14 protein-coding genes are annotated in these 14,919 nt (G+C 71.3%); 8 read left to right on the top strand and 6 right to left on the bottom strand.

Annotation, left to right across the window (positions count from 1 at the left end; genetic code table 11):
* Positions 1-17: 17 nt before the first annotated feature.
* On the bottom strand, positions 18-929 hold the full coding sequence (locus ACWIGU_RS20310; protein ID WP_454402735.1) for a carbohydrate kinase family protein: 912 nt from the start codon (positions 927-929) through the stop codon (positions 18-20).
* Entirely contained in the window at positions 914-1,819 is a 906-nt protein-coding gene (locus ACWIGU_RS20305) for a pseudouridine-5'-phosphate glycosidase (protein ID WP_454402733.1), read from the bottom strand. The genes ACWIGU_RS20310 and ACWIGU_RS20305 overlap by 16 nt, the downstream gene beginning before the upstream one ends.
* A 162-nt stretch (positions 1,820-1,981) precedes the next feature.
* On the opposite strand from ACWIGU_RS20305, the gene ACWIGU_RS20300 reads away from it, so the two are divergent.
* Positions 1,982-2,416 carry a VOC family protein gene (locus ACWIGU_RS20300; RefSeq protein WP_454403083.1) on the top strand — a complete coding sequence of 145 codons (435 nt, stop codon included), beginning with the start codon at positions 1,982-1,984 and terminating at the stop codon, positions 2,414-2,416.
* Between the two features lie 74 nt (positions 2,417-2,490).
* Here ACWIGU_RS20300 and ACWIGU_RS20295 read toward each other — a convergent pair whose 3' ends face one another.
* The gene (locus ACWIGU_RS20295) at positions 2,491-2,790 is read right to left on the bottom strand and encodes a GlsB/YeaQ/YmgE family stress response membrane protein (RefSeq protein WP_100592364.1); all 300 of its coding nucleotides are present in this window, start codon (positions 2,788-2,790) and stop codon (positions 2,491-2,493) included.
* A 150-nt stretch (positions 2,791-2,940) separates the two neighbouring features.
* Here ACWIGU_RS20295 and ACWIGU_RS20290 point away from each other — a divergent pair, with 150 nt between their 5' ends.
* The gene (locus ACWIGU_RS20290; RefSeq protein ID WP_454402731.1) at positions 2,941-3,306 is read left to right on the top strand and encodes a cupin domain-containing protein; all 366 of its coding nucleotides are present in this window, start codon (positions 2,941-2,943) and stop codon (positions 3,304-3,306) included.
* A gap of 47 nt (positions 3,307-3,353) precedes the next feature.
* Here ACWIGU_RS20290 and ACWIGU_RS20285 read toward each other — a convergent pair whose 3' ends face one another.
* The 3 genes from ACWIGU_RS20285 to ACWIGU_RS20275 all read right to left on the bottom strand — a co-directional run bounded on the left by ACWIGU_RS20285 (position 3,354) and on the right by ACWIGU_RS20275 (position 6,311).
* A complete protein-coding gene (locus ACWIGU_RS20285) occupies positions 3,354-4,628 on the bottom strand; it encodes an MFS transporter (RefSeq protein ID WP_454403081.1) in 1,275 nt (424 codons plus the stop codon).
* Between the two features lie 129 nt (positions 4,629-4,757).
* Positions 4,758-5,357, bottom strand: coding sequence for a methylated-DNA--[protein]-cysteine S-methyltransferase (locus ACWIGU_RS20280; protein ID WP_454402729.1), 600 nt, complete (start codon positions 5,355-5,357; stop codon positions 4,758-4,760).
* 78 nt (positions 5,358-5,435) lie between these two features.
* Positions 5,436-6,311, bottom strand: a complete 876-nt coding sequence (locus ACWIGU_RS20275; protein ID WP_454402727.1) for a glycerophosphodiester phosphodiesterase — start codon at positions 6,309-6,311, stop codon at positions 5,436-5,438.
* A gap of 268 nt (positions 6,312-6,579) precedes the next feature.
* Between ACWIGU_RS20275 and ACWIGU_RS20270 the strand changes: the two genes are divergently transcribed.
* The 6 genes from ACWIGU_RS20270 (at position 6,580) to ACWIGU_RS20245 (ending at position 14,883) form a co-directional block, all read left to right on the top strand.
* Positions 6,580-7,386, top strand: coding sequence for an MHYT domain-containing protein (locus ACWIGU_RS20270; protein WP_454402725.1), 807 nt, complete (start codon positions 6,580-6,582; stop codon positions 7,384-7,386).
* A 40-nt stretch (positions 7,387-7,426) separates the two neighbouring features.
* Entirely contained in the window at positions 7,427-9,574 is a 2,148-nt protein-coding gene (gene uvrB, locus ACWIGU_RS20265; protein WP_454402723.1) for an excinuclease ABC subunit UvrB, read from the top strand.
* A 190-nt stretch (positions 9,575-9,764) separates the two neighbouring features.
* Positions 9,765-10,367 carry a TerD family protein gene (locus ACWIGU_RS20260; protein ID WP_454402721.1) on the top strand — a complete coding sequence of 201 codons (603 nt, stop codon included), beginning with the start codon at positions 9,765-9,767 and terminating at the stop codon, positions 10,365-10,367.
* A 48-nt stretch (positions 10,368-10,415) separates the two neighbouring features.
* The gene (locus ACWIGU_RS20255) at positions 10,416-12,410 is read left to right on the top strand and encodes a TerD family protein (RefSeq protein ID WP_454402719.1); all 1,995 of its coding nucleotides are present in this window, start codon (positions 10,416-10,418) and stop codon (positions 12,408-12,410) included.
* A gap of 231 nt (positions 12,411-12,641) precedes the next feature.
* Positions 12,642-13,655 carry a TerC family protein gene (locus ACWIGU_RS20250; protein WP_454402717.1) on the top strand — a complete coding sequence of 338 codons (1,014 nt, stop codon included), beginning with the start codon at positions 12,642-12,644 and terminating at the stop codon, positions 13,653-13,655.
* A 127-nt stretch (positions 13,656-13,782) separates the two neighbouring features.
* The gene (locus tag ACWIGU_RS20245; protein WP_454402715.1) at positions 13,783-14,883 is read left to right on the top strand and encodes a calcium:proton antiporter; all 1,101 of its coding nucleotides are present in this window, start codon (positions 13,783-13,785) and stop codon (positions 14,881-14,883) included.
* The last annotated feature ends 36 nt before the right edge of the window (positions 14,884-14,919 follow it).

Genomic DNA, 14,919 nt, shown 5'->3' with positions numbered 1-14,919 from the left:
GGGCGGCCCGGGCGCTCTCAGCGCGGCGGCGGTCGGCCCCCCACCCGCGCCACCGCCAGCGCCCCCGCGTGGCAACCGTCCGTCGCCGCCTCCCGGGGCCCGGCGCCCCGCACCCACGCGGCGAGGAACGCGCCCGTGAACGCGTCGCCCGCCCCCGTCGAGTCCCGCGCCACCGCCGGCAGCGACGGCACGCGCGCGCGTACCGACCCGCCCTGCGCCACCACCGCTCCCGCGACCCCCGACGTGACGACGACCAGCGGGAACCATCCACTGAGCTTCGCCGCCGCGACCTCCGCGTTTCCGACGCCGCTCAACAGCTCCGCCTCGTCCCTGCTGGGCAGCAGGATGTCCACGCCCTTGGCGAGCGCCAGGAACCGGTCGGGCCCCAGCTCCCTGAGGAAGCCCGCCGAAGCGGGATCGATACTCACCGGCACCCCACGCGCGCGTGCCGAGCCCAGCGCCGCCGTGACCAGGCCCCGCCCCTCGGCGGAGAAGAACAGATACCCGGACAGGTGCAGCCACGCGACCCCGCCGAGCAGGTCCGCGGACCAGTCGGCGGGGGAGAGGCGCAGCGAGGCCCCGCTGTCCGTGAGGAACGTCCGCTCGGCGCCGGCTCCCGTGTCGACCAGCGCGATCACCGTGCCGGTCGCCGCCTCCGGGTCGACGACGAGCCGGGGACGCACCCCCGCGCGCGTGAGCGCCTCCCCGTGCCAGGCCGCCGAGTCCGCGCCGACCCGCCCGAGCAACGCCACGTCCGGGCAGCCCGAATGGGCCGCCCAGCACGCCACGTTCGCCCCCGCGCCCCCCGGCAGCGTACGGATCTCCGCCGCTGTGTCCGTGCCCGCCGCGAGCGGGGCGCCGTGCCGGGCCACGATGTCCGTGACGACGTCCCCGACGACCAGGAGTGTTCCGCTCACGGCCGCGCCCATGCCGCCGCGATGCGCGCCGCGAGCCGTACGTTGCCGCGTACCGCCGCGAGGTTGGCCTCCAGTGAGGCGCCGTCCGTGTGCCGTACCAGGTAGTCCAGGAGGAACGGCGTGACCGCCTGCCCCGTGACGCCCTCGGCGTCACACGCGTGCAGCGCATCGTCCAGCACGCGCGCGTGGAGCGCGGGATCGAGCTGCTCCGCCTCGGGCACCGGGTTCGCCACGATCAGCGCGGCCTCGGGCCCGCCCAGCGTGTCCTGAGCCCGCATCACCCCGGCCACCTCGGCCGGATCGCGCAGCGTCCAGTCCACCGGATGGCCCGAGTCGGACAGATAGAAGCCGGGGAAGCGGCCGGTCCCGTACCCGGCCACCGGCACTCCCAGGGTCTCCAGGCGCTGAAGGGTCGCCGGTACGTCCAGGATCGACTTGACGCCCGCGCACACCACGGTGATCCGCGTCCGCGCGAGCAGCCCGAGGTCGGCCGACTCGTCCTGCGTCTCCGTCCACCGCCGGTGCACCCCGCCCAGCCCACCCGTAGCGAACACCCGTACCCCCGCGCGCGCCGCGAGCAGCGCTGTCGCCGACACGGTCGTCGCCCCGCTCGCACCCGTCGCCACGGCGAGCGGCAGATCGCGGTGACTCAGCTTGCGGATGCCGTCCTCGGTCGCGACCCGTTCCAACTGGCCCTTGTCCAGGCCGACCTGGGGGATTCCGTCGAGAACGGCGATCGTCGCGGGGACCGCTCCCTCGGCGCGTACGAGCTCTTCGAGTTCGAGCGCCACCCGCAGATTGCGCGGGCGCGGCAGCCCGTGCGCGATGATCGTCGACTCCAGGGCCACGACCGGCCGGCCCGCCGCCACCGCTTCCCGCACCTCATCGGACACCAGCACCACGCGCCTGCCTCCTGCCTGTCGGGTCTCCCCTCATCCATGGCGGGCGGCGCGCACGCCCAAACCCCAGCGGCATGACGGCAAACACTCACGGTGTACCGGCGAACACTTGCGGCGCGACGGCCGGCCGAGCAGCCTGAGCGCATGACGGACAACTCTGAGCGCATGACGGACAACACGGCACGCCTCGACCATGTCGTGCTCTGGGTCAGCGACCCGGTGGCCGCGGCGGACTTCTACGAGCAGGCCGTCGGCCTCGAACCCCTCAGGATCGCCGAGTTCAAGGAGGGCACGGTCTCGTTCCCCTCGGTGCGGCTCAACGAGGAGACCATCCTCGACCTCGCGCCGCTGCCCATGGCGGCCCGCATGAACATGGTGCCGGGCGGCGACAAGAGCGCCGGCCACCCGGTCAACCACGTGTGCATCGCCCTGACCGAAGGCGGCTACGACAGCCTGCGCGCCCGTCTGGAGGAGCGCGAGGTGCCGGTCTCGGACCACGGCCGCCACTCGTACGGCGCCCGCGGCCCGGCCGTCCGCAGCTTCTACTTCCGCGACCCCGACGGGAACGTCTTCGAAGCGCGGTACTACGACGAGGCCTGAAAGGCCAGATACGGGGGCGCGGCCCTGCTCGTACAGGGGCCGGCTGTACCGGGGGGCCGTACCAGGGTTGCGGTTCAGCGGCGCGCGCGGCCCCACGCACGGCCGCGCGACCGGCCGCCCGTCCGGCCGCGGTCGAGCAGGGCCACGCCGAGCGCGGCCAGGCCGATCTGGATCAGCCACTCCACCCAGTCGACGCCCTTGGTGTCCGCGACACCGATGCCCGCGGCGATGGCCGAACCGAGCAGCGCGGCCACGATGCCGACGACGACCGTCGCCAGGATGCCGATGCGCTGACGGCCCGGCAGGGCGAGCCGGCCCAGGACGCCGATGACGATGCCGATCACGATCGCGCTGATGACGCCGGAAATCTCCATGTCCCCACGACTCCCTAGAACCCGGGCACGCGGCGCCCGGGACGTTGTCTCAAGGTCTCTTCCCCTTGACGAGCCGTCCAGTCCGGGCCGTGACCGAGGTACGGGTCGTCCAGTGAACAGAGGGGGCTGCGCTCCCTAGAGTGACCGTTCATGACCACGAATGATCAGGCCACTGCTTCTTTTGCCGTACACATCCCGGACGTTGAACTCGAACCGGAGCCCCTCGACCCGGAGCAGATCGTGTCGGGCGCCCCTGTCGTCACGGGCAAGGTGCTCTGGGAGTCCGCCGACGGCAAGCAGCTGCGGGGCATCTGGCAGATCACGCCGGGCAGGGTGACGGACACCGAGGCGAACGAGCTGTTCGTGGTCGTCTCCGGTCGCGCCACGGTCGAGGTCGAGGGCGGGCAGACGCTGGAGGTGGGCCCCGGCGACGCGGCCGTGCTGCGCGAGGGCGACCGTACGACATGGACGGTGCACGAGACCCTGCGGAAGGCGTACCACATCACGCTGCCCTGACCGGCGTCATGGTGGCCTGATCACCGGCTACCGCCACGCCGCCCTGATCACGCCGTCGCGGGCCGCCGGCTGAAGAGGGTGAGCGCGGCGAGTGGCAGCAGGAGGCAGGCCGCGGCCAGGTTGAGCCAGGCGTAGCTCGCCGTCGCCACGACCAGGCCCGCTGCCGCGCCGCCGACGCCCGCCGCCGTGTTCATGGTCAGGTCGGACAGGCCCTGCGCGGCGGCCCGCGCCGCCTGCGGCACCGAGTCGGTCAGCAGGGCCGAACCGGAGACGAGGCCCGCGGACCAGCCGAGCCCCAGGACGAACAGGCCCGCGGCGGTCTGCCCGTGGCTGCCGCCCGCCGTGCCCGCGAGCAGCGCCGCGCAGGCGAGGAGGCCCACGGCGAGGCCGATCACGGAGAGCCGCCCGAGCCGGTCCGACAGCCGGCCCATCACCGGCGAGAACGCGTACATGCCCGCGATGTGCCCGCTGATGACCAGGCCGATGAGGTCGATGCTCGCACCGTGATGCCCGAGGTCGACCGGCGTCATCGACATGATCGACACCATCGCGGTGTGCGAGACGGCGACGGTCACGAGGGCGAGCCGGGCGCGTGGCGACGCGGCGACCGCGGCGAACCCGGCACGGATCGACCGCCCTCCGGCCGACTTCTCCTCCTCGGGAGCCAGAGCGCGGGCGGTCAGGAGCGGGTCGGGACGCAGCAGGAGCTGCACCATGACGGCCGAGACGAGGAAGACCCCGGCCGCCCACAGGAAGGGGCCCGCCGCCGCGGGGATGCCGAGTCCGGCGACGCTGCGGCCCGCGGGCGCCGCGATGTTGGGCCCGAGCACCGCGCCGATCGTCGTGGCCCACACGACATTCGAGATCGCCCGCGCCCGATGCTGCGGCTCGGCCAGGTCGGCGGCCGCGAACCGTGCCTGGAGATTGGCCGACGAGGCGGCGCCGAACCCGGCCATGCCGATGAGCAGCAGCGGGAAGCTCCCCACCGCGGCGGCGAGCACGACGACCCCGGCCCCCAGCGCGCCGATCAGATACGCGAGGACGAGCCCGGGCCGACGCCCCCGCGCCGTCATCAGGGCGGCGAGCGGAACGGACAGCAGGGCGGTCCCGGCGACCGTCGCGGTCGGCGCGAGCCCTGAGAGTGCCTCGTCCCCGCTGACCTGCTTGGCGAGCACGGCGGCGAGCGCGATACCCGTTGCGACGCCGAGCCCGCCGAGTATCTGGCTCGCGACGAGTACGGCGGTGACACGGCGGCGCAGCCCGGCCAGGTCCTGGGGCGTCTCGGGGACGGAAGGGCGGCGGCGCGCGGCGGAATCGGGTATGAGCACCGGCGCAGTGTGCCAGCCGGCACCCACCCTCGAACACCGGGTATCCCCGCGCGGCCCGGCGCCGACCAGTGCCCGGGGCTCGGAACAGCCGCTCCCGCGCCTCGGAACAGTTTCTCGCGCGACTCAGAACAGCGGCTGCGGAAGGACACCCTCCAGCGCGAGCAGCTGCCGCTTCGTCTCCAGGCCGCCGCCGAATCCGCCGATGCCGCCGTCGCTCTCCACGACGCGGTGGCACGGCACCACGACCGGCAGCGGATTGGCACCCATGGCCACGCCCACCGCCTGCGCCGCACCCGGCTGTCCGACGCGGCCCGCCAGATCCCCGTAACCGACGACCGAGCCGAACGGGACGCCGGACGCCAGCTCGCGCAGCACCTGCCGGTTGAACCCGGAGATCAGCGACCAGTCGAGCGGCAGCTCGAAGTCGCGCCGCTCACCGGCGAAGTAGGCCTCCAGCTGGCGTATGGGCTCGGCCAGGAGCGGCGAGTCCGGGGCCTCGACCGGCTCGGTCCCGAGCCGGGAGCCGAGCCGCTCGACCGCGGAGTCCCGCACGGCGGGGAAGGCGTGGAAGACGACATTCACCAGGCCGGCGTCCGTCGCGGCGAGGAGCAGCGGCCCGATGTCGGTGCCGACGACGGCCCAGACGGCCGTGAGCCCGCGCCCGTCTGCGGTCCTGTCCCCGGCGGTGCTTTCCCCAGTGGCTTTCTGCCCAGTGGCGTTCATGCCGACCACGGTACGGGGAGCCACTGACAACGGGCCGCGCCGTCCGTCGGCCTCGCCTTCCCCGGCCCGCCGTCGGCTCTACTGGCCGCCGCCCACCGCCTTGCGCACGACATCCGGGAAGTTGCTGATGATGCCGTCCACGCCGAGACCGGCCACGCGCCGCGCGGTCGCCGCGTCGTTCACGGTCCAGGTGAAGAGCTTCAGGCGCTTGCCGTGCGGGCCCTTGAAGGCGTGCACCGAGGTGACGTACCGGTCCGAGATCGTCCCGTAGCTGGGGTGGATCCGGTCGGCGAACCGGGCGTACCGGGGCAGGTCGCTCACGGCGGGGGTACCGAGGAAGCCCGTCGTGATGTCGGGGCGGAGCACGTGCACGGTCCGTACGCTGTCGGCGCTGAAGCTCTGGACCACCAGGCGGTTCTTGACGTGATCGCGGTTGAGCCAGCCCTCCTTGCCGAGCACGTGCAGGATGTCCGTCTCGATGCCCGGGTAGAGTTCCGGGTTCTTGATTTCCATGAGGAGCTTCTGGTGGTTGTGGTCGACCCGGTCCAGGTACTGGGTGAGGGTCGGGACGCGGGCACCCTTGAACTCGGCGCCCTTCCAGCGGCCGGCGTCGAGCTTGGCGATCTCCGCGGCGGTGAAGTCGCGGACGTTGTACGGAGCGCGGCCGGGGAACACCTGCTCGACGTTGGTGGTGCGTGCCAGGTTCGTGTCGTGGATGACGACGAGCCGGCCGTCCCTGGTGCGTTGCACATCGTTCTCGACCCAGTCAAAGCCGAGCTTGTCCGCCTTGTCGATGGCCTGCAGGGTGTTCTCGGGCGCGTCCCCGGAGGCGCCGCGGTGTGCGACGACCACAGGTGCGTTGTTCCGCGGGGCCGCCTCGGCGGCGGTGGGGAGGACCAGGACGCCGACGAATCCCACCAGGGCGGCGGTCGCGGTGGCTGCGCGTGCGGACACGTGTACTCCTCGCGTCGAGGGATCAAGGACTGAACGACAGTGACAGTGAGTTGCCAACGGAAGACAGGTGAAGGATGGCCACACACTGAACGGAGTGGTGGGAGGACGTGCACCCCGAGCGTGGGTGTCGTGAGGCTTTGCCGGAAAATCGTTCAGACGTTCCTGCGGGAGCCTTAATCTCTGCTCCAATCGCGGTCGCTCCCGGCAGCCGCTGCCAGGGGCGCAAACGGAACGCATCAGGAACATCAGGGCGGAAAGGCTGCGGCGGATGCAGGGCACGGTCGACGGATTCAGCTATGGGCTGGTCACACCGCTGGTGGCGTTCTTCATGGCCTGCCTCGGCGGGGCGCTGGGCCTGCGCTGCACCACCAGATCGCTGCTCGTCACCCAGTCCTGGCGGCCCGGCTGGCTTGCGCTCGGCTCGGCTGCGATCGGGTCCGGAATCTGGACGATGCACTTCATCGCGATGATGGGCTTCCGCGTGCAGGGCACCCCGATCCACTACGACAAACCGACGACCTTCGCGAGCCTGGGCGTCGCCATCGTCATGGTCGGGATAGGCATCTTCATCGTCGGCTACCGGGGCGCTACAGGGACGGCCCTGTTCACCGGCGGCACGGTCACCGGACTGGGCGTCGCGTCGATGCATTACCTCGGCATGGCCGGCATGCGCCTACACGGGACGCTTCAGTACAACACCTTCACGGTCGGCGTCTCCGTAGTGATCGCCATGGCCGCCGCCACCGCCGCGCTCTGGGCCGCGGTCCAGGTCAGGGGGTTCAGCTGGAGCGTCGGCGCGAGCCTCGTCATGGGCCTCGCGGTCACCGGCATGCACTACACCGGAATGGCCGCCCTCAGCGTCCACGTGCACGGAAGCGGCGGCACCCCTGCCGGTGACACCTCCGCCGAACTCCTCGCGCCCCTGATGATCGGCCCCCTGTGCTTCCTGCTGCTGGCCGGCGTCGTGGTGGTGTTCGACCCGATGATGATGACGGGCAGGCCGGACCGGCGGGACGCCGTCGAGGCCGCGAGCAGGGCGGGCCGGACCGTCCGCCCCCTGCGGCGGGCAGGCTGATCCTGCCCCGTTGTCAGTGCGGGGTCGTACGGTGGATTCCATGCGGCCCGTATCCAAGATCGAACGCACGGTGGCGCCTTTCGAGGTCGTCAGTCCCTACCAGCCAAGCGGCGACCAGCCGACAGCCATCGCCGACCTGGAGCGGCGCATCACCGCAGGTGAGAAGGATGTCGTCCTCCTCGGCGCGACCGGAACAGGTAAGTCCGCCACCACCGCGTGGATGATCGAGAAGCTCCAGCGCCCCACCCTCGTGATGGCGCCGAACAAGACCCTGGCCGCCCAGCTGGCCAACGAGTTCCGCGAGCTGCTGCCGAACAACGCGGTCGAGTACTTCGTCTCGTACTACGACTACTACCAGCCCGAGGCGTACGTCCCGCAGTCGGACACCTACATCGAGAAGGACTCCTCGATCAACGAGGAGGTGGAGCGCCTGCGCCACTCCGCGACGAACTCGCTGCTCACCCGGCGTGACGTCGTCGTGGTCGCCTCCGTCTCGTGCATCTACGGCCTGGGCACGCCGCAGGAGTACGTCGACCGCATGGTGTCGCTCAAGGTCGGCGACGAGATCGACCGGGACGATCTGCTGCGCCGCTTCGTCGACATCCAGTACACGCGCAACGACGTGGCCTTCAGCCGCGGCACGTTCCGCGTCCGCGGCGACACCATCGAGATCTTCCCGGTCTACGAGGAGCTCGCCGTCCGCATCGAGATGTTCGGCGACGAGATCGAGTCGCTCTCCACCCTCCACCCCCTCACCGGCGAGGTCATCAGCGACGACGAGTCGCTGTACGTCTTCCCGGCCACGCACTACGTGGCGGGCCCCGAGCGCCTGGAGCGCGCGGCCAACGACATCGAGAAGGAGCTCGGGGAGCGCCTCACGGAGCTGGAGAAGCAGGGCAAGATGCTCGAGGCCCAGCGGCTGCGCATGCGCACCACGTACGACCTCGAGATGCTCCGTCAGATCGGCTCCTGCTCCGGCGTGGAGAACTACTCGATGCACTTCGACGGCCGCTCGCCCGGCTCCCCGCCGAACACACTGCTCGACTACTTCCCGGACGACTTCCTCCTCGTCATCGACGAGTCGCACGTCACCGTGCCGCAGATCGGCGCCATGTACGAGGGTGACGCCTCCCGCAAGCGCACACTCGTCGACCACGGCTTCCGGCTCCCGTCCGCCCTGGACAACCGCCCCCTGAAGTGGGAGGAGTTCCAGGAGCGCATCGGCCAGACCGTCTATCTGTCGGCCACCCCGGGCAAGTACGAGCTCGCGCGCGGCGACGGCTTCGTGGAGCAGATCATCCGCCCCACGGGCCTCATCGACCCCGAGGTCGTGGTCAAGCCCACCGAGGGCCAGATCGACGACCTGGTGCACGAGATCCGCAAGCGCACCGAGAAGGACGAGCGCGTCCTCGTCACCACCCTCACCAAGAAGATGGCCGAGGACCTCACCGAGTACTTCCTGGAACTGGGCATCCAGGTGCGCTACCTGCACAGCGACGTCGACACACTGCGCCGCGTCGAGCTGCTGCGCGAACTGCGCGCGGGCGAGTACGACGTCCTCGTCGGCATCAACCTGCTCCGTGAGGGCCTCGACCTGCCCGAGGTCTCCCTGGTGGCCATCCTCGACGCCGACAAGGAGGGCTTCCTGCGCTCCGGCACCTCACTGATCCAGACCATCGGCCGCGCCGCGCGCAACGTGTCCGGCCAGGTCCATATGTACGCGGACAAGATCACCCCGGCGATGGAGAAGGCCATCGACGAGACCAACCGCCGCCGGGAGAAGCAGATCGCGTACAACACGGAGAAGGGGATCGACCCCCAGCCCCTCCGCAAGAAGATCAACGACATCGTCGCGTCCATCGCGCGCGAGGACGTCGACACCGAGGAACTCCTCGGCTCCGGTTACCGCAAGGGCGTGAAGGACGGCAAGGGTGCCAAGGCGCCCGTGCCCGCGCTCGCCAAGGCGGGCGCCAAGAAGACCGGCGGCAAGGCCGCCAAGGGCAAGGCGGCGCAGACGGTGCCCACCGACCGTCCCGCGGCCGAACTCGCCGAGCAGATCGAGGAGTTGACCGACCGGATGCGGGCGGCCGCCGGGGATCTCCAGTTCGAGATCGCCGCGCGCCTGCGTGACGAGGTGTCGGAGATGAAGAAGGAGCTGCGCCAGATGAAGGAAGCCGGGCTGGCCTGACGCATCCCGCACGCCTCACGGCGCCCCGCACGCCCCACGGCATGCCGGACGGATCCGGCATGCCGCACGGTGTGTTGCAACACCGACACAAAGTCCTTGCCGGTGTGCGGCGTTGTCAGTGGCCCTGCGTAGGGTTCCCTCAACCGTCCGGACGGGCGGTGCAGAGCACAGTTCGAGAGGGGACGGACGCGTGACGGCCAACTTTTCCAAGGGTCCTGGTGTCAATCTGAGCAAGGGCCAGGCGATCAGCCTGCAGAAGCAGGACGGGGGCAACCTCACGGCCGTCCGGATGGGACTCGGCTGGCAGGCCGCCCCGCGCCGCGGCCTGTTCGGGACCCGCACGCGGGAGATCGACCTCGACGCCTCGGCGGTTCTGTTCGCGGACAAGCAGCCGGTGGACGTCGTCTTCTTCCGCCACCTCGTCAGCGACGACGGCTCCGTGCGCCACACCGGTGACAACCTCGTCGGCGGCGCCGGCCAGGGCGGCGACGACGAGGCGATTCTCGTCGACCTCCAGCGCGTCCCGGTCCACGTCGACCAGATCGTCTTCACGGTGAACTCGTTCACCGGCCAGACCTTCCAGGAGGTGCAGAACGCGTTCTGCCGCCTGGTCGACGAGACCAACGGCCAGGAGCTGGCGCGCTACACGCTCGACGGCGGCGGCCAGTACACCGCCCAGATCATGGCGAAGGTGCACCGCGCGGGCGCCGGCTGGCAGATGACGGCCCTGGGCGCGCCGGCCAACGGCCGCACGTTCCAGGACCTCATGCCGGCGATCCTGCCGGGCCTGTGAGGTAGCGGGGACGCGAGAGCAGACGGACGGGACGAGGGGGAGAAGGCGATGACGGCCGAGCTGGTCCGGGGGCAGAACCACCCCCTCACCCAGAACCGTCTGGAGATCCGCGTGTCGGCGGGAGCGCCGATCGTGGCGGGCGCGACGCTCAGCGACGACCAGGGCAAGGTGCACGGCCGCGACTGGGTCGCCCACCCCGGCGCCCCCGCGCTGCCTGGGCTCGAGGTCCCCCGGCAGGCGGCGGCCGACCATCGCCTCGCCGTCGACCTGGACGCCGTGCCCGAGGCCGCCCACCGCGTCAGCGTGCTGCTCGCGCTGCCCACCGGACCCGGTGACCCAGACCGCTTCGGCGCCGTCGCGGCCCCCTTCGTCGCCGTCACCGGACTCGACGGCTCCGAGGTCGCCAGCTACACCATCACCGACCTCGACGCCGAGTCCGCCGTCGTGGCCCTGGAGCTGTACCGCCGCCAGGGCGCGTGGAAGGTGCGCGCGGTGGGCCAGGGGTACGCGGGCGGCCTCGGAGCACTCCTGACGGACCAGGGACTCCCGGACGCGGGAGCTCTCGCCGGCGAGGTCGGCGAAGCGGTGGCGCGGGGCCTCGCGCGTACGGTGGCGCCGCCTCCGCCCCGGACAGCGGCCTCCGGGGCGAGCGCCATGGCGGACACCGGAGCGGGGGCGTCCCTCGCCGGCGCCGCGATGCCGAACACCACCCCGCCCCGCTCCCCGCAGCCCCAGTCGCCCCCCGAACCCCAGTCACCCCCCGCCCCGCGGCCGACGCACGAGCCTCAGCCGCAGGCCTCCGGCCAGACGGGCGGCACGGGCCCGGTCAACTACACGCACCCTGGCCGCCAGGCCCCCGCACCACCCGCCCCCGCGCCCATGGCGACCCCCGGCGCGCCGGGGCAGCCCGCCGTCCCCGTCGCCGGAGACGCGACCGGCTGGTCCATGGACGAGCGGCTCTACAACCAGGTGTGGGGCATGTTCGAGGACCTGGCCCGCTGCGTCGCCGCGTACCGCAGCGCCGTCGACTTCGCGGACTCCCGTATGGAGCAGGAGCTCGACAAGGCCCTGTCCGACCCGCGCAGCCGGATCGGCGGCCAGGGCGACGCCGCGCGCGAGGCCGCCCGCACCAAGCACGGCCGACTCGTCGATCAGGCGCGAGAGGCCCTCGACCGCGACCTCGCCCAGCTGGCCGCCGAGTCCGCCGTCGTCGAGCCCGCCCTGCCCCCGGCCTACGCGGGCTGGGACAATCCGGTCTGGCACGCGTACCGCAGCCCCATGGAGATCCCGATGGCCCTGCGCCTGGGCGACCTCCAGCTGCCCGAGTCCCGCGGTCTCGGCCTGCGCATCCCGATGCTCGTGCGGCTGCCCCTGGAGCGCGGCATGTGGATCGACAGCGGCCGCTCCGGGGCGGACGCGCTCACCGGGTCCGACGAGCTGCGCCGCCGCGCCGTGCGGAGCGCCGTCGAGCACGCCGCGCGGCTCCTCGCGGTCTACCCGGCGGGCGAGTTCGCCGTGCACGTCATCGACCCGGCCGGATCGGCCGCAGGGGCGCTCGCCCCGCTCGTGCGGGCCGGAGTGCTCGCCGGGCCGCCGGCCGCCGGGGTGACGGGCGTCTCCGAGGTGCTCGCGCGGCTCGTCCAGCGCGTGGATCTCGTCCAGATGGCGGTCCGCGGCGGAGCGGCCGACGCGCTGCCGCCCGACCTGGACACCGCCGAGCAGCTGCTGATCGTCAACGACTTCCCGCACGGCTTCGACGACCGTGCGGTGACCCGGCTGCGCTACCTCGCCGACGAGGGCCCCGCCGTCGGCGTCCACCTCCTGATGGTCGCCGACCGCGAGGACGCGGCCGAGTACGGACCGGTCCTCGACCCGCTCTGGCGCGCGCTGCTGCGCCTCACGCCCGTACCCGACGACCACCTCGCCGACCCCTGGGTGGGGCACGCGTGGACGTACGAGCCGCCGAATGTCCCGCCCGGCAGCCGGATCCTGGAGCAGGTCCTCGAAGAGGTCGCCAGAGCGCGACGAGAGCAGGGCATCTGACTCCTCTGAGCACCGGTTTTGAACGTATCTTTACCGAACGCTTTACGTTTCATGGGTGTCTCCCGTAGGCTCCGACGAGCGGAGGGGAGTACTCCCGAACGCGGCGTTCCCGTCAATACGGACTGACATCGGTCCCGGGGCGTCGGCCCGAGGCGAGCTGAGGCCGCCCGGGTGGAAGAGACCTCCGGCAGCGACGACGCTGATCAGTAGCCGTACGACGCCGGAGGCGCAGTGGACGTATCGATGACCCTTTGGGTGCTGACCATTCTTGGTCTGGTCGCCCTGATCGCGGTCGACTTCTTCATCGGGCGCAAGCCCCACGACGTATCGATCAAGGAAGCCGGAATCTGGACGGTCGTCTGGATCGTGCTGGCCGCCCTCTTCGGGATCGGTCTGCTGATCTGGGGGAACTCACAGGCTTCGGGCGAGTTCTTCGCCGGCTTCATCACCGAGAAGTCGCTGAGCGTCGACAACCTCTTCGTCTTCATCCTGATCATGGCGAAGTTCTCGGTGCCGTCCCAGCTCCAGCAGCGCGTCCTGCTGTTCGGTGTACTGATCGCCCTGGTGCTGCGCGCCATCTTCATCGCGGCCGGTGCCGCGGTCATCGCCAACTTCTCGTGGGTCTTCTACATCTTCGGCGCGTTCCTCATCTACACCGCCTGGAAGCTCATCCAGGAAGCGATGTCGGACGACGAGGAAGACGAGTTCGAGGAGAACCGCCTCCTCAAGTCCATCGAGAAGAAGTTCGGCGTCGCCGACCGGTACCACGGCACGAAGCTGTTCATCAGGGTCAACGGCAAGCGGATCCTGACGCCGCTCATGGTCGTCATGCTCGCGATCGGCACGACCGACGTGCTGTTCGCGATGGACTCGATCCCGGCGATCTTCGGCCTGACCCAGGACCCGTACATCGTCTTCACGGCCAACGCGTTCGCTCTGATGGGTCTGCGCCAGCTCTACTTCCTCATCGGCGGACTCCTCCGGAAGCTGGTCTACCTCAGCTACGGCCTGTCGGTGATCCTCGGCTTCATCGGCGTGAAGCTCGTCCTGCACGCGCTGCACGAGTCCGGGGTGCACGTGCCGGAGATCTCCATCCCGGTCTCCCTGGGCGTCATCTGCGGCGTCCTGGCGATCACCACCATCGCCAGCCTCATCGCCTCCAAGAAGCAGGCCGTCGACGGCGGGGACGACGACCAGGGCGGCGACGCGACCGACGGCGCCCGCAAGGACAGCGTCCAGGCCTGACCGCCGGACCGGTACGGAGAAGGAGCGCGCGGCTGCCGGCCGCGCGCTCCTTGCCTCGTTCGAGCCCCACGCACACGCGCCCGTCCCGAAGTCGCGGCCCGCGCACCGTCGGTGCACCATCAATGGCATGATCGCTGGGCTCCGGAGACTGGTCACGCAATGGACGGCCGTCGTCCCCGTCCTCGCGGTCGTCCTGCTGGTGTTCACCTGGGGCCGCTCACTGCCCGGTGCCGTTGTCGCCTTCGTTTCCGTCGTGCTCGCGGTGTCCGTGCTCGCGGCCGTCCACCACGCCGAGGTGGTGGCCCACCGCGTCGGTGAACCCTTCGGCTCCCTCGTACTCGCCGTCGCTGTCACCGTCATCGAGGTGGCGCTGATCGTCACCCTGATGGTCGACGGCGGCGAGAAGGGCGCCACCCTCGCCCGCGACACCGTCTTCGCCGCCGTCATGATCACGTGCAACGGCATCGTCGGACTGAGCCTGCTCGCCGCCGCGTTCCGGCACCGCATCGCCGTCTTCCAGTCCGAGGGCACCGGCGGCGCGCTCGCCACGGTCGCCACCCTGGCCACGCTCTGCCTGGTCCTGCCGACGTTCACCACGAGCAAGCCGGGCCCGGAGTTCTCCACGACGCAGCTGATCTTCGCGGCCTCCGCGGCCCTCGTCCTGTACGGGATCTTCGTGGCGACCCAGACCGTGCGGCACCGCGACTACTTCCTGCCGATCACCAAGCAGGGCAACGTCATCGACGGCGACGACCACGCGGACGCACCCACCACCCGCATCGCCCTGATCAGCCTCGGTTTCCTCGGACTCGCCCTCGTCGCCGTCGTCGGCCTCGCCAAAGGCGTGTCCCCGACGATCGAGTCCGGCGTCGAGGCCGCCGGACTGCCGCACTCCGTCGTCGGCGTGATCATCGCGCTCCTCGTCCTGCTGCCCGAGACGATCGCGGCCCTGCGCGCGGCCCGCCGTGACCGCGTCCAGACGAGCCTCAACCTCGCGCTCGGATCCGCGATGGCCAGCATCGGGCTGACCATCCCGGCCGTCGCCATCGCGTCGTTCTGGCTGTCGGGGCCTCTCGTCCTCGGGCTCGGTGCCACGCAGATGGTGCTGCTGGTCCTCACGATGCTGGTGAGCACGCTGACCGTCGTCCCCGGCCGCGCCACCCCGCTCCAGGGCGGAGTCCACCTCGTGGTGTTCGCCGCGTACGTGGAGCTCGCCGTCACGCCGTGACGGCCATGGCGACCGGCCATGGTGATACGGCTGGGC

This window comes from Streptomyces sp. NPDC055400, from assembly GCF_053644375.1.
This window is presented reverse-complemented; position numbering and strand designations above follow the sequence as displayed.